Annotated in this window: 6 protein-coding genes; 2 read left to right on the top strand and 4 right to left on the bottom strand. The window is 66.7% G+C overall.

Features of this window, described 5'->3' with window-relative positions; all coding sequences use genetic code 11:
• Positions 1 to 202: 202 nt before the first annotated feature.
• From B9Y64_RS01630 to B9Y64_RS01615, 4 genes are all read right to left on the bottom strand, one after another.
• A complete protein-coding gene (locus B9Y64_RS01630; protein WP_100439239.1) occupies positions 203 to 805 on the bottom strand; it encodes a DUF937 domain-containing protein in 603 nt (200 codons plus the stop codon).
• Positions 806 to 913: 108 nt separating this feature from the next.
• Positions 914 to 2,557 carry a catalase gene (locus B9Y64_RS01625; RefSeq protein WP_100439238.1) on the bottom strand — a complete coding sequence of 548 codons (1,644 nt, stop codon included), beginning with the start codon at positions 2,555 to 2,557 and terminating at the stop codon, positions 914 to 916.
• 192 nt (positions 2,558 to 2,749) lie between these two features.
• Complete coding sequence (gene mutS, locus B9Y64_RS01620) at positions 2,750 to 5,341, bottom strand: DNA mismatch repair protein MutS (RefSeq protein ID WP_100439237.1); 2,592 nt, start codon at positions 5,339 to 5,341, stop codon at positions 2,750 to 2,752.
• Between the two features lie 134 nt (positions 5,342 to 5,475).
• Positions 5,476 to 5,868: a barstar family protein gene (locus tag B9Y64_RS01615; protein WP_100439236.1), complete on the bottom strand. Its 393-nt coding sequence runs from the start codon at positions 5,866 to 5,868 to the stop codon at positions 5,476 to 5,478.
• Positions 5,869 to 6,293: 425 nt separating this feature from the next.
• Between B9Y64_RS01615 and B9Y64_RS01610 the strand changes: the two genes are divergently transcribed.
• A complete protein-coding gene (locus B9Y64_RS01610) occupies positions 6,294 to 7,982 on the top strand; it encodes a ShlB/FhaC/HecB family hemolysin secretion/activation protein (protein ID WP_413481971.1) in 1,689 nt (562 codons plus the stop codon).
• 21 nt (positions 7,983 to 8,003) lie between these two features.
• Positions 8,004 to 20,423 (top strand): hemagglutinin repeat-containing protein, encoded by a 12,420-nt coding sequence (locus tag B9Y64_RS01605; RefSeq protein ID WP_238379826.1) that lies wholly within the window; start codon positions 8,004 to 8,006, stop codon positions 20,421 to 20,423.
• Positions 20,424 to 20,506 lie beyond the last annotated feature (83 nt).

Below are 20,506 nucleotides of genomic sequence, written 5' to 3'. Positions count from 1 at the left end.
CGGCCCTTGAACCTGTAGAGCCGATCCTGCGATCGGCTGCCTTCCGCGCAATCCTGCGGCGGGCGATGAGCCGAGCATGGCTCGGCTCTACAGAACGCAATCCTGCCGCCTGCGATGAGCCGAGCATGGGCTCGGCTCTACAGAACGCGATCCTGCGGCGGGCGATGAGCCGAGCCTGCGCTCGGCTCTACAGACGAGTGCTTCAGCGCTTGCCGCCGAGCAGGTTGCCGCCCAGCTTCAGCAAGTCGCCCACGCCGAGCTGGCCGTCACCATCCTGGTCCAGCAGGCTGCCCAGCAGGCCACCGGCAAGGCCACCCTGCTGCTGCACCTGCTGCTTCTCCTGGCCCAGCGCCTGGCTGAGCGAACCGGCATCGGCCTGGCCGCCGCCCAGGCGCTGGGCGAGGAAGGCCATCACGATCGGTGCGAGGATCTGCAGCAGCTGGCTGGTGCGGCCACTGTCGAGCTGGGTGGCCTGGGCCAGGCCGGTTTCCACCTTCTGCTGGCTGCCGCCAAAGATGTGGCCGAGGATGCCGGCGCCGTCGCTGGCAGCACCACCGCCACCGCCGCCCAGCACCGAGCCGAGCACGCTGCCCAGGTCCAGGCCGCTGTGGTTGTTCTGCAGTGCGCCGAGCAGCGCCTGTGCGCCCTGCGGCTGCGCGGCGTTGTTGCCCAGCGCGCCCATCAGCACCGGCAGCGCGGCACTGATCGCGCCGGACGCCTGGGTATCGCTGATGCCAAGCTGCTGCGAGACCTGCTGCAGCGGGGCGCCCTGCAACTTGGCGAGAAGTTCGTCGGTCAGGCTCATCTGCGGAATCCTTGATTGGGGTTGGCCGTGCAGAAGGTACGACGTGGACCGTTAAAACGGCGACGCCGCCTCACGGGGAGGCGGCGTGCCGTACACGGGGGAGGGCGATCAGAGCTCGATGTCTTCGGCACCCGGGGTGGCGGTGGGGAAGTCCGCTTCCGGCTGCGCCGGCTTGAACGGGTCCGACGGCTGGCTGGCCAGCGCCTTCAGGGCCGCGGCGACGCCGGCACCGTAGGCCGGGTCGGCCTTGCTGCAGTTGTCGATGTGGCGCTGCTTGATGAAGTCCGGCGCATCCCCCAGGGCACGGGCGGTGTTGGCGAACAGGCGGTCCTTCTGTGCCTGGTTGTAGCTGCGGAACAGGGCACCGGGCTGGCTGAAATAGTCGGCGTCGTCCTCACGGAAATTCCAGAAGTCGGCGTCGCCACGGATCTTCATCGGCGGTTCGCGGTACTCCGGCTGTTCCTGCCACTGGCCGTAGCTGTTCGGCTCGTAGTGCGGCAGGCCGCCGTAGTTGCCGTCCACGCGCATCGCACCGTCGCGGTGGTTGCTGTGCACCGGGCAGCGCGCCGCGTTCACCGGAATCTGGTGGTGGTTCACGCCCAGGCGGTAACGCTGCGCATCGGAATAGGCGAACAGGCGCGCCTGCAGCATCTTGTCCGGCGATGGGCCGATGCCCGGGACCAGGTTGCTCGGCGCGAATGCCGACTGCTCCACGTCCTGGTACCAGTTGACCGGGTTGCGGTTCAGTTCGAACTGGCCCACTTCGATCAGCGGGTAATCGCTCTTCGGCCACACCTTGGTCAGGTCGAACGGATGCACGCGGTAGGTTTCCGCCTCCAGTTCCGGCATGACCTGGATGAACAGCTTCCACTTCGGGAAGTCGCCCTTGTCGATTGCGGCGGACAGGTCGCGGCCGTGGCTTTCGCGGTCATGGCCGACCAGGATCTGCGCCTGCGCGTCGGTCAGCGATTCGATGCCCTGCTGGCTGACGAAGTGGAACTTCACCCAGAAGCGTTCGCTGTCGGCGTTGGTGAAGCTGTAGGTGTGCGAGCCGAAACCATGCATGTGGCGGAAGCTGCGCGGAATGCCGCGGTCGCTCATCACCACGGTCACCTGCAGCAGGGCTTCGGGCAGCAGCGTCCAGAAGTCCCAGTTGTTGCGCGCGCTGCGCAGGTTGGTGTGCGGGTCGCGCTTGACCGCCTTGTTGAGGTCAGCGAACTTGCGCGGGTCGCGCAGGAAGAACACCGGCGTGTTGTTGCCGACCAGGTCCCAGTTGCCTTCCTCGGTGTAGAACTTCAGCGCGAAGCCGCGGATGTCACGCTCGGCGTCGGCGGCGCCACGCTCGCCTGCCACCGTGGTGAAGCGGGCGAACATCTCGGTCTGCTTGCCGACCTTCTCGAACAGCTTGGCGCGGGTGTACTTGCTGATGTCGTGGGTGACGGTGAAGGTACCGAACGCACCCGAGCCCTTGGCGTGCATGCGGCGCTCGGGAATGATCTCGCGGTTGAGGTTGGCCAGCTTCTCCAGCAGCCACACGTCTTCCATCAGCAGCGGTCCGCGCGGGCCGGCGGTCTTGCTGTTCTGGTTGTCTACCACCGGCGCGCCGAAGGCCGTGGTCATCGGGGTGACCGGGTCATCGCCGTGCTTCTGCTTGGGCGTGGTGCTCAGCTCGCGCTGCTGCTGGGCGCCCTGCTCCGGCGACGGGGCGGTGTGGTACGGGCACTTGGCGTTGTTGTTGTCGGACTGGCTCATCGGCTGGCTCCTGGTGGCGGTGAAGACGTGGGAAACATCTTCACTCGACTGTAGCTAGGGCCAGATGAAATGAATAATCGAATGATCCATTCAGGTTGATAGATTCTGTCAATTGAAACGCAGAATCGGATTCGCAGAGCCTTTCAATTAGCCTCCCGCAGGGCGACGGGAGGCCATGGGCGTGCGCTGCGGTTACAGCAGCGCCTTCAACCGGTACAGCGCCTCCAGCGCCTGTTTGGGCGTCAGTTCGTCCGGATCGATCGCCGCCAGCGCTTCCTGCGCCTTGCTGGCCGGTGCACTGAACAGGCCGAACTGCTGCGGCGCATCCAACGCCTGGGGGGCCAGCTCGGCAGCGTGGCTTTCACCACCTCGCTGCTCCAGCTCGGCCAGGCGGCGCCGGGCCTGTGCCACGGTGGCGCGCGGCAGGCCGGCCAGTGCCGCCACCTGCAGGCCGAAGCTGCGGTTGGCCGGGCCGTCCTTCACCGCGTGCATGAACACCAGCGCCTCACCATGCTCGACCGCGTCCAGGTGCACGTTGGCGATGCCGCTGCGGCCGCCTTCGTGCTGCTCGTCGGCCAGCGCGGTCAGCTCGAAGTAGTGGGTGGCGAACAGTGTGTAGCAGCGGTTCTGGTAGGCCAGGTGACGGGCCACTGCGTCGGCCAGCGCGAGGCCATCGTAGGTGGAGGTACCGCGGCCGATCTCATCCATCAGCACCAGCGAATGGGCGGTGGCGTGGTGCAGGATGTAGCTGGTCTCGGCCATCTCGACCATGAAGGTCGACTGCCCGCGGGCGAGGTCGTCACCGGCGCCGATGCGGGTCAGGATGCGGTCGATCGGGCCAATCACGGCACGGCTGGCCGGCACGAAGCTGCCGATGTGGGCGAGCAGCACGATCAGCGCGTTCTGCCGCATGTAGGTCGATTTACCGCCCATGTTCGGGCCGGTGATGACCAGCATGCGACGGACCGGATGCAGGTCCAGGTCATTGGGTTCGAACGGCTGCTCGCGCACCGCCTCGACCACCGGATGGCGGCCACGCTCGATCTTCAGGCATGGCTCGGCCTGCAGTTCCGGGCGCGCCCAGTCCAGCGCCTGCGCACGTTCGGCGAAGGCCGCCAGCACGTCCAGTTCGCTCAGTGCAGCGGCACACTGCTTCAGCGGTTCCAGCTGCCCGCCAAGGGTATCCAGCAGCTGCTCGTACAGGTATTTCTCGCGCGACAGCGAACGGTCGCGCGCGGACAGCACCTTGTCTTCGAACGCCTTCAGTTCTTCGGTGATGTAGCGCTCGGCATTGGTCAGCGTCTGGCGGCGGGTGTAGTGCACCGGCGCGCGATCGGACTGGCCCTTGCTGATCTCGATGTAGTAACCGTGCACGCGGTTGTAGCCCACCTTCAGGGTGGGAATACCGCTGCTCTCACGCTCGCGCAGTTCCAGGTCGACCAGGAACTGGTCGGCATGGGTGGACAGGCGGCGCAGCTCGTCCAGCTCTTCATCGAAGCCATCGGCCAGCACGCCGCCGTCGCTCAGCTTCAGCGGCGGCATTTCGGCGATGGCGCTGGCCAGCAGCTGCGCGCACTCGTCATGCTCGCCCAGCGCGGCGTGCAGCGCCTGCAGGCGTGGCGAATCCAGCGGCGCCAGCACTTCGCGCACGGCCGGCAGCAGCCCCAGGCCGTCACGCAGGGTAGAGAAATCGCGTGGGCGCGCAGAGCGCAGCGCAACGCGGGTGAGGATGCGTTCCAGGTCGCCGAGGCGGCGGAACTGTTCGCGGATGTCGGCGTCGCTGCCGCGATCGATCAGGGTTTCCACTGCATGGTGGCGCTGCACCAGCACCTCGCGCAGGCGCAGCGGGCGGTGCAGCCAACGCCGCAGCAGGCGGCCGCCCATCGGCGTCACCGTGCTGTCGAGCACGCCCAGCAGGGTGTTGCGGGTATCGCCGTCGACGCGCGTATCCAGTTCCAGGTGGCGACGGGTGGCCGCGTTCATCGCGATTGCCTCGCCGGCGGTTTCCATCGCGATCGAGGTCAGGTGCGGCAGGCGCTGCTTCTGGGTTTCCTCGACATAGCCGAGCAGGGCGCCAGCGGCGGCGGTGGCGCGCGCCTTGTCATCGATGCCGAAGCCGCTCAGGTCATGCAGCTTGAAGAAGTTCAGCAGCTGGCGGCGGCCACTGTCGGCGTCGAACAGCCACGGCGCACGGCGGCGCACGCCGGTGCGCTGGCGCAGGAAGTCCGGCCAGTTTTCCTCGTCGGGCACCAGCAGCTCGGCCGGTTCCAGGCGGGCCAGTTCGGCTTCCAGGGCGTCGTCGGTTTCCACTTCGTTGACCAGGAAGCGGCCACCGGCCAGGTCGGCCCAGGCCAGGCCGTAGCCCTGCCTGGTGCGCGAGAGCGCCATCAGCAGGGTATCGCGGCGTTCGTCCAGCAGCGCTTCGTCGGTGACGGTGCCGGGGGTGACGATGCGCACCACCTTGCGTTCGACCAGGCCCTTGGCCAGCGCCGGGTCGCCGATCTGTTCGCAGATCGCCACCGACTCGCCCAGCGCCACCAGCCGTGCCAGGTAGCCCTCGTAGGCATGCACCGGCACGCCGGCCATCGGGATCGGTGCACCGCCCGAGCTGCCACGCTGGGTCAGGGTGATGTCGAGCAGGCGCGCGGCCTTGCGCGCATCGTCGTAGAACAGCTCGTAGAAGTCGCCCATGCGGAAGAACAGCAGCAGGTCCGGATAGTCGGACTTGGCTGCGAAGAACTGCTTCATCAGCGGGGTGTGTTCGGCGGACTTGTCTTTGGACATGGGACTCGTGGATCAGGGCGTCCGGCCGCGCCGGAGGGCGGCGGCAGCGGAGCCGGTACAGGGCCGTCCATGGTAACTGCTGGGGCGCAGGGCTGCCGCCACCGGTGGCAGGCCGGTACGGCACAGCAACGGGCTCAGGCCGGGACCAGGGTGATCTGCCGGTGGCCGCCGAAGATCTCCATGACGATCTCGAAGTAGGTCGGGCCTTCGCCCCGTTGCAGGGCCTGCAGCTGGTGGGCAATGGCCCGGGTATTGAAGGCGCCCGGTGTGTCCAGCTTGGCCTGCAGCCACTGGCGGGTGGTTTCCACGCCCAGCGCTGCGCGGCTGTGGGCGATATCGCGCCAGATCAGTGTGGCCTGCGCCTCGCCGGCCAGCGCGCCATAACCGCCATGCAGCAGGTCGTCCAGCGCGTCCAGGCTCGGCCCGAGCTGCCACGTCTCGCCGGCCATGAGCACACGGTTGATCTCCGCGTACAGGCTCGCGATGTCATCGATGGCGCCGCCTTCAATCTGTAGGACGATGGTCATGCACCGACTGTAGCGTGATCCGCGCGCACGACCTGTGCGGCTGAACGGATGCGCTTTGCGGGCGTGGGCCGTGCACCGCATACTTCGCGGCTGCATCTTGCTGCGCGGCCGTCGTGCCGCAGCGTGCGCTGCCTTGCAGGCACGCGTGCAATGCTCGCTCTGGAATAGGCAAACGCTCTGCCGCGAGCCTCCGTACCGGGCTGACGCGCGCCCTTCAGAAACACACCCTTCAGAAACTCCCGCACCGGCCGATCTGTACTGCGGCATTGCGCCTGTCGCGCGATGCCGTGGTTGCCCATGGTGGCGCAGCCTCGGTTCACGTTCCTGCGGCACCGCGGGCGCTGGCAGGACGATTTTGAATGGAACGTAGCGTGGAAACAGGGAAGAAGCACCCGGGGCCGAGGCTCCATCGTGGTTGGTCGTTGATGCTTGCCGTTGCCGCATGGCCGGCGTCCGCCCAGCAGGCCGGTGATCCAGCCGCGCAGGAACTGCTGCGGCAGCAGGAACGCGAACGCGTGCTGCGCGAGCAGCAGGAACAACGCCCCGACGTCCGCCTGGAGCGCGGCGCGCAGAAGGACGGCGAGCACCTGCCAGCGCAGGAGCAGCCCTGCGTGCGCATCGATCGCATCGTGCTGGATGGCGACGACAGCACGCGCTTCGGCTGGGCACTGGCAGCAGCCGACCCGGCGGACGATCCGGCCACTGGCCGTTGCCTGGGTACCGAAGGCATCAATGTGGTGATGAAGCGCGTGCAGAACGCGATCATCGCCCGTGGCTATGTCACCACGCGGGTGCTGTCGGCACCGCAGGACCTCAACCAGGGCACGCTGACGTTGTCGGTGGTGCCGGGCCGGTTCCGCCAGGCTGTGTTCTCCGACCCGCAGGGACGGCATCCGGCCATCGCCAATGCACTGCCGATCCGCAGCGGCGGCGTGCTCAACCTGCGCGACATCGAGCAGGGGCTGGAGAACCTGCAGCGCGTGCCTACCGTCAGCGCCGACATCAAGATCGCGCCGGCCGACGGTGAGGGCGCGGCGCCGGGCCAGAGCGACCTGCAGATCGACTGGAAGCAGCGTTCACCGGTGCGCGCGAGCGTCACCCTGGACGATGCCGGCAGCCGCGGGACCGGCAAGCTGCAGGCCAACGCGACGCTGTCGCTGGACAATCCGCTGGGCCTGAACGAGCTGTTCTACATCAGTGCCGGCCGTGGCGTGTTCAACGGCCGAGGCAAGGACACCGACAGCTGGACCGCGCACTACGACGTGCCCTATGGCTACTGGCTGTTCGGCGCCACCGCCAGCGCCTACGACTACAGCCAGAATGTGGTGGGTGCCTTTGAAAGCTATGACTACAGCGGCCGCAGCCGCAACGCCGAAGCGCGGGTGGACCGGCTGCTGCTGCGCAATGCCAAGGTCAAGTTCAGCGCCTACGCACGCGGCTGGCAGCGCGAGTCGAAGAACTACATCGACGATACCGAGATTGAAGTGCAGCGCCGCCGCACCGCCGGCTGGGAACTGGGCCTGACCCACAAGCAGTTCATCGGCAATGCCACGCTCGATGCCAGCGTGGCCTACCGGCGTGGCACGGGGGCGTTCCATGCCCTGCGATCGCCAGAAGAGATGGCGCAGCAGTGGGACCCGACGCTGCCACTGGAAGGCACCTCGCGGATGAAGCTGATCACCGCCGACGCGCAGTTCAGCGTGCCGTTCCAGCTGGGCAGCCAGCGCCTGCGCTACACCGCCGCATGGCGGGCGCAGTGGAACCGCACGCCGCTCTCGCCACAGGACCGCTTCGCCATCGGTGGCCGCTATACCGTGCGCGGTTTCGACGGTGAAAGCTCGCTCAGCGGTGAGCGCGGCTGGTCGCTGCGCAACGATCTCTCGCTGGGCATCGGCGGCGGCCAGGAGTTCTACGTGGCCGCCGACTACGGCCGTATCGGCGGCCCGTCCGCGCAGTGGCAGTCCGGCCGCGACCTGGCCGGCATGGCGCTGGGCCTGCGCGGTGGCTGGCAGCAGCTTTCCTGGGATGGCTTCGTGGGCTCGGCGCTGCACAAGCCCGCCCATTTCCCCACCGACTACACCACATTCGGCTTCAGCCTGGCCTGGCGCTACTGATCTGCCACAAGGACACGTGACATGAACACTATCTATCGTCTGGTTTTCAACCGCGCGCTGCGCGTCTGGCAGGTTGCTTCGGAACTGGTGAAGGGCGGCGGTGGCCTGGTCGGCCATGTGCCGGGCCAGCAGAGCGCGGCACTGTCGCCGCTGGGCTTCGCGCTGATGTGCTCACTGGGCTGGGTCAGCCTGGCAACACCTGCGCTGGCGCAGTCCGATGCGCGCATCATTTCCGATCCGAATGCACCGGGCCGTGAACGGCCGACGATGGTGACGGCACCCAACGGCGTGCCGATGGTGAACATCACCACGCCGTCGGCGGCGGGCGTGTCGCGCAACCGCTATTCGCAGTTCGACGTGGGCCGCGAAGGCGCCATCCTCAATAACGCCCGCGGCCAGGTGCAGACGCAGCTGGGCGGCTGGGTGCAGGGCAACCCGTGGCTTGCCACCGGCAGTGCACGGGTCATCCTCAATGAGGTGAATGGTCCGGCCAGCCGGCTCAACGGCTACGTGGAAGTGGCCGGGCAGCGTGCCGAAGTGATCATTGCCAACCCGGCCGGCATCCAGGTCAACGGCGGCGGCTTCCTCAATGCCAGCCGGGTGACCCTGATCACCGGCGCCCCGATGTTCAGCGGTGGCGGCGCGCTGGAGGGCTACCGCGTAAGTGGTGGTGCAATCCAGATCGAGGGCGATGGCCTGGACACCAGCCGTGCCGACTACACCGACCTGATCACCCGTTCGTTGAAGGTCAATGCCGGCATCTGGGCCAACCAGCTGCAGGCAACACTGGGCAACAACGTGGTCAGTGCCGACCACAGCCAGGCCAGCACGACGACGGCCAGCGGCGAGGCACCGACCTTCGCACTGGACGTGGGCGCGCTGGGCGGCATGTTCGCCAACAAGATCTGGCTGGTCGGCAACGAGCACGGCGTGGGCGTGCGCAATGCCGGCAGCATTGGCGCGCAGGCCGGCGAGCTGGTGGTGACGGTGGAGGGTCGCCTGGAGAATACCGGTGCACTGCAGTCGCGGCAGAACGTGCGCGTGCAGGCCAGTGGCGACCTTGCCAACGGCGGCACCATCGCAGCCTCGCGCGAGGTGGCAATCATCTCCGGCGGCACCCTGGACAACAGCAGCGGCAAGCTCAATGCGCAGCGCCTGCAGGTGGAAGCGCAGGGCCTGCGCAACCAGGGCGGTGTGATCGAACAGACCGGCGTGCAGGCCCTGGCGCTCAAGGCCGACGCGGCCAGCAACCGCGGCAACGGCCTGTTGGGCGCACTGGATGCCGTGGCGTCAGGTGGCAATGAGGGCAGCCCTGGCGGCACCTCGCCGGGCAACGGTGGCGGTACGCCCGGAACCGGCACGCCGGGAACCGGGAGTGGCAATGGCGGCTCGACCGGCACGCCGCCGCCGCCGGTGCTGCCGGTGCTGCCGCTGGCTGAGGGCCTGATCGCCATCACCGGCACGCTGGACAATGACGGCGGCAGCATCAGCAACGGCGGCGCCGTGTCACTGGCTGCACGCAACGGTCTCGACAACAGTGGCGGTCGCCTGGGAGTGAGTGCGCTGCAGGCCGGCGGCGATCTGCGCAATGATGGCGGCACGCTGCAGGTGCATGGCGATGCCGCGCTGCAGTTGGGCCTGCTGTCCAACCAGAAGGGCGCGCTGAGCGTGGCCGGTGGCCTGCTGCTGGATGCACAGTCGCTCGACAACCGAGGTGGTGAACTGCGGCACGCCGGCAAGGCGGCATCGTCGTGGACGGTGCATGGCCTGTTCAACAACGAAGGTGGCCTGCTGGCCACCAATGCCACGCAGCTGGCGTTGCGCGCAGGCCAGGTCGGCAATGCCGGTGGTCGCCTCGAACATGCCGGCGAGGGTGGCCTGCAGCTGGATACGGGCGACTGGGCCGGCGCCGGTGGGCGACTGAGTACCCTGGGCCGCCTGCACTGGACGGCCGGCAACGCCGATCTGCGCAACGGTTCGCTCAGTGCGGCCGGTTTCGACATCCTGGCCGGGACACTGGACAACCGTGGCGGCAGCCTGCTGTCGCTCGGTAACGGTGCCAGTTCGGTGCAGGCCACGGCGCTGGACAATAGTGCCGGTGGCACGCTGGCCGGCAATGGTGATCTGGACCTCACCGCGACCACGCTGGACAACAGCAAGGGGCTGGTGCAGCAGGCCGGCACCGGCAGCCTGCGGGTGCAGGCCGATACCCTGCGTGGCAGCGAGGGCCGCCTGCTCAGCAACGGTGCACTGGTGCTGACCGGCGGCGAGCTGGACGTGAGTGGCGGTACGACGTCGGCGCAGAGCGTGCAGATCCAGGCCGATGTACTGCGCAACCGCCAGGGCCAGATCGTTGCGCAGGGGGCCTCGGCGCTGGCGCTGGACGTGCGCGATGCGCTCGACAACCAGGGAGGCCAGATCGTCGGCAACGGCGGCCTGCGCATCGACGCCGGTGGCATCGACAACCAGAAGGGCACGCTGCAGTCGGCCGGCACACAGGGCGTGGCGCTGACGGTGCGCGACACGCTGGACAACAGTGGTGGCGGAATCTCCGGCAACGGCGCAGTGCAGTTGGAGGTCGGCAGCCTGGTCAACCAGGGCGGCAAGGTGCTGGCGGCAGGCAGTGATGCGCTGCAGGTGCAGGCCCGCGCGCTGCTGGACAACAGCAACGGTGGCCGCCTGGCCGGTACCGGTGACCTGCGGCTGCAGGCGGCACGGCTGGACAACCGCAATGGTGCGATAGAACACGCTGGCGGCGGCACGTTGCAGATCCGCGCCGACAGCCTGCAGGGCGCAGCGGGTCGCATCCTCAGCCAGTCGTCGCTGAGGCTTGAGGGCGGCGAACTGCTGCTGGGTGCAGGCAGCACTACCCAGGCCGAGCGCATCGCCATCGATGCGCAGCGCCTGGACAACGCCGGCGGCAACCTCAGCGCGACCGGCAGCGACGCGCTGCGGCTGCACGTCGCGCAGAGCGTGGACAACAGTGGCGGCACGATCGCCGGCAACGGCGCGCTGGATGTACAGGCCGGCGAACTGATCAACCACAAGGGCACGCTCAGCGGCGCCGGGACGGCTGACAGTACGCTGCAGATCATCGGTGCGCTGGACAACCACGAAGGCACGATCGCCAGCAATGCCAACCGCCTGACGATCACCTCCGCACAGCTGGACAACCGTGGCGGCAGCATCCGCCAGGCCGGCAACCAGGGCCTGGACATCACCACCCGCCGCCTGGATGGCAGCAAGGGCTCGCTGGTCTCCTCGGCCAAGCTGACCCTGCGCGCCGATGATGTGGATCATCGTGACGCAACGCTGGGTGCCGATCGCCTCGACCTTGAGGCCACCACGCTCAACAACGCCGGTGGCCGCATCATCGCCAGCGGTGAAGGCGCCAGCCGCATCAAGGCCACGACGCTGGGCAATGCCGGTGGCACGCTGGCCGGCAATGGCGACCTGACCCTGTTGGCCCGGACGCTGGACAACAGTGCAGGCAGGATCCAGCACGCCGGCAGCGGCCAGCTGCAGGTCTCGGCGCAGACCCTGCTGGGCAATGGCGGCAGCGTGCTGAGCAATGGCAGCTTCGTGCTGGATGGCGCCAGCCTCGACCTGAGCGGGGCAACCACCTCGGCGCGCCGCGTCGACATCACCGCCGACAGCCTGACCACCGCCGGTGGCACGCTCACCGCAACCGGTGAAGATGCGCTGCGCCTGCGCGTACAGGGTGTGCTGGACAATCGCGGCGGTTCGCTGGCCAGCAATGGCGCGCTGGATGTCAGCGCGCAGCAGCTGATCAATGCACAGGGCACGCTGCAGGGTGCAGGCAGCGGTCACTCCACGCTGGCGATCGGCCAGGCGCTGGACAACCAGAAGGGTCGCATCCTGCTGGGCGGTGCCGGCACCATCACCGCAGCCAGCCTGGGCAACCTGGGCGGTACCGTGCATGCGGGCGGCAGCGCGCTGGTGCTGGGCGTTGACGGTCGTCTCGACAATGGCGAGCAGGGCCTGCTGTCCAGCACCGGCACCATGACCCTGGACGCTGGCAGTCTCGACAACCGCCACGGCACCCTGGTTGCCGGCAAGGACCTGGTGGTGACCACAGCGGCAGGCGTGGACAACAGCGACGGCGCGATGCAGGCTGGCGAGCGGTTGCAGCTGCAGGGCAACGGCCTGGACAACCAGCGCGGCACGCTGCTGGGTGGCCAGCTGGACATCGATACCCGTGGCCAGCGGCTGGACAACCGTGCTGGCACCGTGGGCACGCAGAAGGGCGTGCTGAGCGTGCGTAGCGGCGTTCTGGACAACCAGGGCGGCCGCGTGCAGTCGGCTGCCGATCTGCACATCGATACCGCGGGGCAGGACATCGACAACCGCGCCACCGCCGGCAGCGGCGGACTGCTGGCGGCCGGAAAGCTGCAGCTGGAAGGCGGTGTGCTGGACAACCGTGGCGGTGCAGTGAATGCGCAAGGCGATGCTCGCTTGCTGCTGGCCGGTGTCGACAACAGTGCCGGTGGAACGCTTGCCAGCGCTGCGAACCTGTCCCTGCAGGCGGCGACGCTGGCCAATGCCAGTGGTCGCGTGCAGGCCGGGCGCAACCTCGACCTGACCCTGGGCGGGCACCTGGACAACGCTGCCGGTGCGATCGCGGCCGGGCAGCTGCTGGCCCTCACTGCCGGCAGCGTGGACAACCGCAACACCCGTGGCGGCGATGGCACGCGTGGCCTGCAGGCGGGCCAGCTGCAGTTCGGCGCACAGTGGCTGGACAACAGCCAGGGCCAGGTCGTCACCGATGGCGGCGCGCGACTGGAGATCAATGGCCAGCTGCAGAACACCGGCGGCGTGATCAGCACCGGCGGCAACCTGGACAGCCGGGCGGACAACGTCGCCAACAGTGGTGGCCTGCTGCGCGCCGATGGCAGCCAGACGCTGGTGGCACGTGCGCTCAGCGAAGACGGCCAGGTGCATGCGCAGCGTGACCTCGGCCTCACCCTGCAGCAGGGCCTGAGCCATCGTGGCGAATGGATCGCCAACGGCACGCTGTCGCTGAACCTGTCCGGCGACCTGGACAACCAGGGCGTCGTGCGTGGTGGCAATCTCGACCTCAACGCGCAGAACATCACCAATGCGGCGTCGGGTGAGATCTCCAGCCAGGGCACGACCCACCTCAATGCCCGTGGCCAGCTGACCAACCGCGGCCTGATCGATGGCGCGCTGACCCACCTGGAGGCCGGCGAGATCGACAATCTTGGCACCGGGCGCATCTACGGTGATCGCGTGGCGATCTCCACCGGCGTGCTGAAGAACCGCGCCGAAGAGGCCGGTGGTGCCACCCGCGTCGGCACCGTGGCCGCACGCGAGCGGCTGGACCTGGGCGTGCGCGAGCTGCAGAACACCGGCAAGGGCCTGATCTACAGTGGCGGTGATGCTGCCATCGGTGGCGCGCTGGGCGCCGACCGGATCGCCAGCGGCATTGCGGGGCGGATCGACAACATCAGCTCGGTCATCGATGTGAGCGGCAACCTGTCCATCGATGCGCAGGTGGTCAACAACATCCGCGAGAACGTGGTCGTTTCGCAGGCCACGACCGTGATGGATCCGGTGCGGCTGGATCGCCCGGCATGGTGGCGCAACGGCAAGAACGGTACCGAGAACATCCGCAGTACCAGTCATTACTCCGCGCACGAGGTGTACTACCTCGACCCGGCCGACATCCTCGAAGACACGCCGCACATCACGCCTGATGGCTTCACCGTGCATCGCGCGGTGGTGCGCCTGAGCTCGAAGACCAGTGCCTACTTCTTCGGGCGCGGTGGCCTGTATGCCGGCCTGGGCGAGCGCGCGCGCCTGAACGTGCAGGATGGCACGGTAGTGATGTACTACGTCGGCCGGCAGGACAACCAGGTCAATCCGGACCAGGTGCGCGTCGGCGCGGATGATCCGTTCACCGAGCTGAGCACCCTGCATCCCGATGCGCCGGCATTCCGCTATGTCGACGACAAGCTGACCTATTCCAGCGACTACGGAACCTGCACCACCAACTGCGTGCAGTTGTGGACCTACAAGGACTACAACGATCCGGATCATACGCTGACCAATCCGCGCGGCTCGGGTGGCAACAACGTCAGCAGCAACGAGCAGTACCGCATTGCCACCCGGACAGTGACCGAAGATGTGCTCGGCGCCGGGGTAGGCGCCGATGCGGTGATCCGCTCCGGCGGCGCGATGCGCATCGGCACCGACAACCTGAAGAACCACTACGGCAGCATCGCCGCAGGGGGCAACCTGAGCATCGTGGGTCTGACCACGACGGCGAAGGTGGAGAATCTGGCGCAGACGCTGTTCCGCACCCATGAATTCAACAACGTGGGCCACACCTACAGCAACGAACGGGTCACCTGGAGCAATGAAACGATCTCCGAGGAGATCGGCAGGATCGGTGGCAGCATCACCAGTGGAGGCACGTTGGTCATCGACGTCGGTGACCTGAGCAACCTCAACCAGGGCCGCAACGCACCGAACGTGCAGAATGGTTCGGCCATGGCCAACCTCAACGTGCAGGGCCCCAAGGCCCTGCCGGATGGGCCGGGCCATGGCGGTGCGCAGGGGCCGGGCCAGTCCACCGGCACCGGTGCCGAACGCGCGCTGGCGCAGGCGGCCGATGCCGCCGGCACCCAGCAAGGTGGCAGCGTCGGCGGCGTGAGCGGCAACAGCGGCACGTCCGGGCCGCGCGTGGTCGCGGCCAGTGGCGGATCGCCGGACCGCATCGCGATGGGCGCACCGGACACGCGCGCGCCGAGCGCCAGCCTGTTCAACGTCAACCCCAACGGTGGCCACTACCTGGTCGAGACCGATCCGCGTTTCACCGACCACACGACCTGGCTGAGCTCGGACCACCTGCTGGGCCAGATGGGCTACTCGCCCGATACCGTGCAGAAGCGCCTGGGTGATGGCTACTACGAGCAGAAGCTGGTGCGCGAGCAGATCGGCCAGCTGACCGGTCGCCGCTTCCTCGACGGCTACGCCAGCGACGAGGCGCAGTACCGCGCGCTGCTGGAGGCCGGTGCCACGGTCGCCAGCGAATGGGGCCTGCGCCCCGGCGTGGCGCTGACCGAAGCACAGATGGCACAGCTGACCAGTGACATCGTCTGGCTGGTCGAGCAGACCGTCACCCTGGCCGACGGCAGTACCACCACTGCGCTGGTGCCGCAGGTCTACCTGCGCCTGCGCCCGGGTGACCTCGACGGGCAGGGTGCACTGCTGGCCGGTGCCAATGTCGATATCAAACTGGGCAATGGCCTGGTCAACACCGGCAACATCGCCGGCCGCAAGCTGGTGACCATCGACGCCGGCAACATCGAGCACCTCGGCGGCAGCATTTCCGGCCAGTACGTCGGGCTGTCCTCGGACAAGGACATCCGCATCACCGGGGCGACGGTGACGGCGTCCGATGCGCTGTCGGTCAAGGCCGCGGGCGATGTCACGGTGGCCTCCACGGTGGAGACACAGCGCGGTGGTGGCACCTACCAGTACGAGACCAATCGCATCGATCGGGTCGCCGGCCTGTATGTAACCAACCCCAGTGGCGACGGCATGCTGTCGGTGGTGGCCGGCGGTGACATCAGCCTGCAGGCCGCACAGATCCGCAACGCCGGTGCCGGTGGCCTGACCCAGCTGGCCGCAGGCGGCAATCTGGATGTCGGCGCGATTGCGCTGGAGGAACGCCGCGACGCCACCTTCGACGAGCGCAACCACCAGCGCAGCAGCAGGACAACACACGCTGCCACCTCGGTGCAGGGCGCAGGTGACGTAGTGCTGTCCGCAGGCAGCGACATCAACCTGGCCGCCGCGCAGATCAAGGCGGCGGGCGGTCTGGCGCTGCAGGCCGGCGGAGACATCAACAGCCAGGCGCTGGTGGACAGCGAGAGCCGCGATTTTGCCAATGCAGGCAAGCGCAGCTCGCTGCAGGTCAGCCAGAGTGATGAGACGGTGCGCGGCAGCATGTTGCAGGCCGGGGACAATCTGCTGCTGAACGCGGGCCGGGACGTGAACCTGACAGCTGCGTTGGTCGACAGCAATGACGGCGCGGTAAGCGTGGCTGCGGGCCGCGACGTCAACCTGCTCTCGGCCAACGAGACGCACGACTACAGCCTGGACAGCTACGACAAGAAAAAGAAGACACTCTCCAGCACCACCACCACGCGCAGCGTCGACGCCAGCGACAGCTATGCCATTGGCACGGCGATCCAGGGCGAGCGCATCAACATCACGGCTGGCCGCGATCTGACTGCGGTAGGTGCGGTGGTCGATGCCACCGGCAACGTGATTCTGGGGGCTGGCAACAATGTGCTGATCACTGCCGCCGAGGATCATCACAGCAGTGAGTCCAGCGAGAGCAAAAAGAAATCCGGCGTTACCGGAGGCTTCGGCAACGGCGTGGCATCGGTCGGCTACAGCAGCGCGAAGAACAGCAGCACCCGCGCCGAGCAGTCCACCACCCAGGTGGGATCGGCGATCGCCTCGCGCGACGGCAATGTGCTGATCAATGCTGGCAACGCACTGACGATCGAGGCCTCGGACGTCGCCGCAGGCGAGAACCTGACACTGGTGGGCAAGGACATTGCGCTGCTGGCGCGACAGGACACCACGGACAGCCAATCCAGCCAGGCCAGCAAGTCCAGCGGGTTCTCGGTGGGCGTGACCTACGACCCGACCAAGGCCTACCGCAGCGCCCGCGATTCGACCACCGACGGCATGGCCGACAGTGGCTCGGCGATGGGGCGGATCACCCGCACCGCTGAAGGCGCAGCCTCCGGCCTGCGTGCGGCCACCACTTCGACCGTGGTGACTGCCGGCAGCCAGCGCACCAACAGCGAACAGAGCCATTCGACCAGTGATGCCCGTGTCAGCCAGTTGGCTGCAGGTGGCGATCTCACGTTGATTGCCAACGGGGGCTCGATCCTCAGCCAAGGCACGCAGATGTCGGCCGAGGGCAACGCTGTGCTGCTGGCCACCAAGGACATCGTGTTCGACGTGGCCCACAACACCGAGCGCAGCGACAGCAGCAGCCGCGGCAAGGGTTGGGGCTTTGCCAACAACACCAGCGGCCTGCCGTTCGGTACCAACAACTCGCAGAGCCAGGGCAGCGGCAGCAGCGACACCATCACCGGCACGCAGCTGTCGGTTGGCGGTGGCGTTCGCATGGCCACCACCGAGGGCAACATCAGCCTGACCGCAGCCAACATCGCCGCCGAGAAGGACGTCAGCATCCGTGCGGCCGGTGATCTGCTGGTCCGCAGCGGGCAGGATACGGTCAGCAACGCCAATTCGTCGGACAGCAAGGCGATCGGCACGGTACAGATATCGGATACCGAGAAGTTCTCCGGCTGGCACCGCGAGCAGCACCAGGACGACAGCGCGCAGGTGTCACAGGTGGCCAGCAGCATCGGCAGTCTGGGCGGCAGCGTGAACCTGACCGCCGGAGGCAAGTACACGCAGACGGCCAGCAATGTAGTCGCGGCCAAGGACGTGAACATCACCGCCGCCGAGATCGAGCTGCTGACCGCCAACGAAAGCGGCCACTACTCGCAGAGCGACAAGGACCTGAAGATCGGCGTGTTCGCGCGGGTGAAGTCGCCGTTGATCGACCTGATCAACAACGTGGACGCGGCCCGTCAGTCCGATGATCGCCTGCAGAAGATGCAGGGTATGGCAGCGGGCGCCAACGCCTACCAGGCAGCCAGTGCGATCTCGGCGCTGTCCGGCCGTGGCGGCAGCGGCGAACTGTTCAGGGCCGAGGCCGGTATCGGCTTCAAGACCGCCAACAGCAGTGCCGATGGCAGCAGCATGGTGTCGCGTGGCTCGACCATCCAGGGCGGTGGTAACGTCAACCTGACCAGCACGACAGGCGACATCCATGTGGTGCAGGGCAATCTGAGTGCGGGCAACACGCTCAGCCTGGATTCGGCCGGCGACATTCTGCTGGAAGCAGGCAAGGCGCATGTGGCCGACCGCAGCAAGAGCAGCAATGCCGGCGCCGAAGTCGGCGTGGGCGTCTCGGTCGGCGCACAGACCGGCGTGTATGTGTACGCCGAAGCGAGTGTTGGCAGCAGCAAGGCCAATGCCGAGAGCAGCACCCGGCAGAACACCACGTTGACCGGCAAGAACATCTCGATGAAGGCCGAGGGCGATACCACCCTGCGTGGCGCCACGGCGACCGCCGATCGCATCGACGTCAAGACCGGCGGCACGCTGACCATCGAGTCGTTGCAGGACATCGCCGAGAGCATGTCCAGGAACAGCCAGGTGGGCGGTCGAGTGCAGGTGTCGTTCGGTACCGCGTGGAATGCCGACGGTTACGCCAGTGCAGGCAAGGCCAGCGGCAGCTATCAGGGTGTTGGCCAGCAGAGCGGCCTGTTTGCCGGCAATGGCGGGTACCACGTCGACGCCGGCCACGTGAATCTGGTGGGCGGCGCGATTGCCAGCACCCATGCGGGCAACAGCGAACTGACTGCGGGCTCGCTGACGTTCACTGACCTGCAGAACCACATGGACTACACGGCCAGCTCCGGCAGCATCAGTGGTGGTGCGGGCGGGCAGATGGATGGCTGGACGCCCAAGCCGGGAACTGCCGCACCGCGAGGTGGTCCGGGCCTGCCGATGATGGAGAAGGGCAGCGACAGCAGCTCCACCCTTGCCACCTTGACCGAGGGCAACATCACCATCGGTGGCAAACAGACGTCGGCGGCTGAGCTGGGCATCAACACCGATGCCAGTGGAGCGCATCGTGCGCTGGAGGCATTGCCGGATGCGAGCAAGCTGCTGGCGGACCAGCAGGCGATGGCGGCTGCGGCGGGGACGGTGATGGCCACCAGCCAGCAGATTGCCTGGGACGTTCAAGCCTATCAGAGCAACAAGGCAACCCAGGCGTACTACGATGGCCTGTCAACCGATGATAAAAAGGCATTCAACGCGCTTAGCGCAGCGCAACGCGATAAGGTGCTGACCGCAAATAGCCAAGCTTATAACGATGCGAAGAAATGGGGTGATGGCGGTGAGTACAGCCGTGCCCTGAGCGCAGTGACGACGGCTGTGATAGGGGGCGTAGCCGGCCAGGGCGCCGGTCAGGCCGCGTCCAATGCGCTGGCGCCCTATGCCGCTTACTTCATCGGCAGCAAGCTTGACTCGAACCACGGCAGCGATCCCAATGCGACTCTGCAATTGCTGTCGCACGCGGTGTTGGGTGCGCTGCTGGCAGAAGCCAATGGTGGCAGCGCGGGAACCGGAGCGGTGTCAGCAGCCGGCGGCGAGTTGGCGGCGACGGTGCTGACCAATACGTTGACTGGCGGAAACCCCTCCACGCTGAGCCCGGAACAGAAGGAGATGGTGCTGGCGTTGTCGCAGGCGGTGGGTGTGCTGGCGGGTGGGTTGTCAGGGCAGGATCTGGCCGGGATCGCGTTGAATGCGGGGATTGCCAAGAATTCGGTTGAGAACAATTTCCTTGGCAATGACGATCATGCTCGGATGGTTCATCTCCGCGAGAAGGCCAAGCGGCAGGGGGGGCTGGATAAACAGGAATCCTTGGAACTGGTTCTGCTTGATGCTGCGGACCAGATGAGTGCGGGGTTGCTCCGGAAGGCGTTGGCAGGAGAGACCCTGACTGAGGTTCAAGCCGCAGATCTCGCGACTTATATCAATCGTTACGAACTGCAAAACGGTCCGCTAGACCTTCCGGGGCTACAGAAGCAGTTCCTCGCCAACAGTGGTTCTCTGAATCCTGGCGAATTGCAGGGAATCAACCCGTCGCAGTCCTATGGGCGACCCTATGTCGGTTTGGGGACTGACCAGAAGGCATACAAGGATGCAAACTATTCGTGGTTTGAAGATTTAATCTATCGTGGCAAAGGGGCAAACGAGCGCCTGTACGATGCTGCGTTGAAGCAGTCTGGGCTTGAAATCACTCGTTCCGAAGACTTGCTTCCCTCAGCAATGCAGCTTAGGAACTTCTTCGCTGTACATGACGCTCAAGCTTCAAGTGCTATCGCCAGTGCCGCGTTCATTGCCGCAACGTTGGGTGGCGCGAGCGAAGAGAATCGACGAGCGCTGACGTTGACGATGGGGGCCTTGGCCAACATCGGAGCAGTGAGATTTGTGAACAGGACCGGACTTTTGCCTCAGACGGGGGGGCTCGGTGTCCCCCAAGGTCCGGGGAAAGGGCAACAACTGGGCAGAGAGTCACAGCGTACGGAGCTGGCACTACCAGTTCCTTCCATGGTTACGGTTGCGCCAGCTAAGTTCGATTACATATTCGGCCGGGTTAAAAGTAATGAGCATAACTCCGCGAGATCAACGCAGTTGTTCGTTGAGATGCGTCGTCTGGGTATTAATGATAGTGCGTTCGGGCGGAAAATCCTGATAGAGCATCTCGATAAAGTGGTTCGTGCATAGGGTAATGTTGTCAGCTCTTACTCGAATGAATTTGGTAGATTTGAGACCCGTGAGTCATTGCTCATTGGGCCTTCGGGGAGCGC

Origin of the sequence: Stenotrophomonas maltophilia (assembly GCF_002799245.1) — a bacterium.
Classification (GTDB): domain Bacteria; phylum Pseudomonadota; class Gammaproteobacteria; order Xanthomonadales; family Xanthomonadaceae; genus Stenotrophomonas; species Stenotrophomonas maltophilia_S.
This window is presented reverse-complemented; position numbering and strand designations above follow the sequence as displayed.

Excerpts from the sequence above, each read along its gene's own strand:
- B9Y64_RS01630 (WP_100439239.1), bottom strand. The coding sequence starts at position 805 with ATGAGCCTGACCGACGAACTTCTCGCCAAGTTGCAGGGCGCCCCGCTG.
- B9Y64_RS01625 (WP_100439238.1), bottom strand. The coding sequence starts at position 2,557 with ATGAGCCAGTCCGACAACAACAACGCCAAGTGCCCGTACCACACCGCC.
- mutS (WP_100439237.1), bottom strand. The coding sequence starts at position 5,341 with ATGTCCAAAGACAAGTCCGCCGAACACACCCCGCTGATGAAGCAGTTC.
- B9Y64_RS01615 (WP_100439236.1), bottom strand. The coding sequence starts at position 5,868 with ATGACCATCGTCCTACAGATTGAAGGCGGCGCCATCGATGACATCGCG.
- B9Y64_RS01610 (WP_413481971.1), top strand. The coding sequence starts at position 6,294 with ATGCTTGCCGTTGCCGCATGGCCGGCGTCCGCCCAGCAGGCCGGTGAT.
- B9Y64_RS01605 (WP_238379826.1), top strand. The coding sequence starts at position 8,004 with ATGAACACTATCTATCGTCTGGTTTTCAACCGCGCGCTGCGCGTCTGG.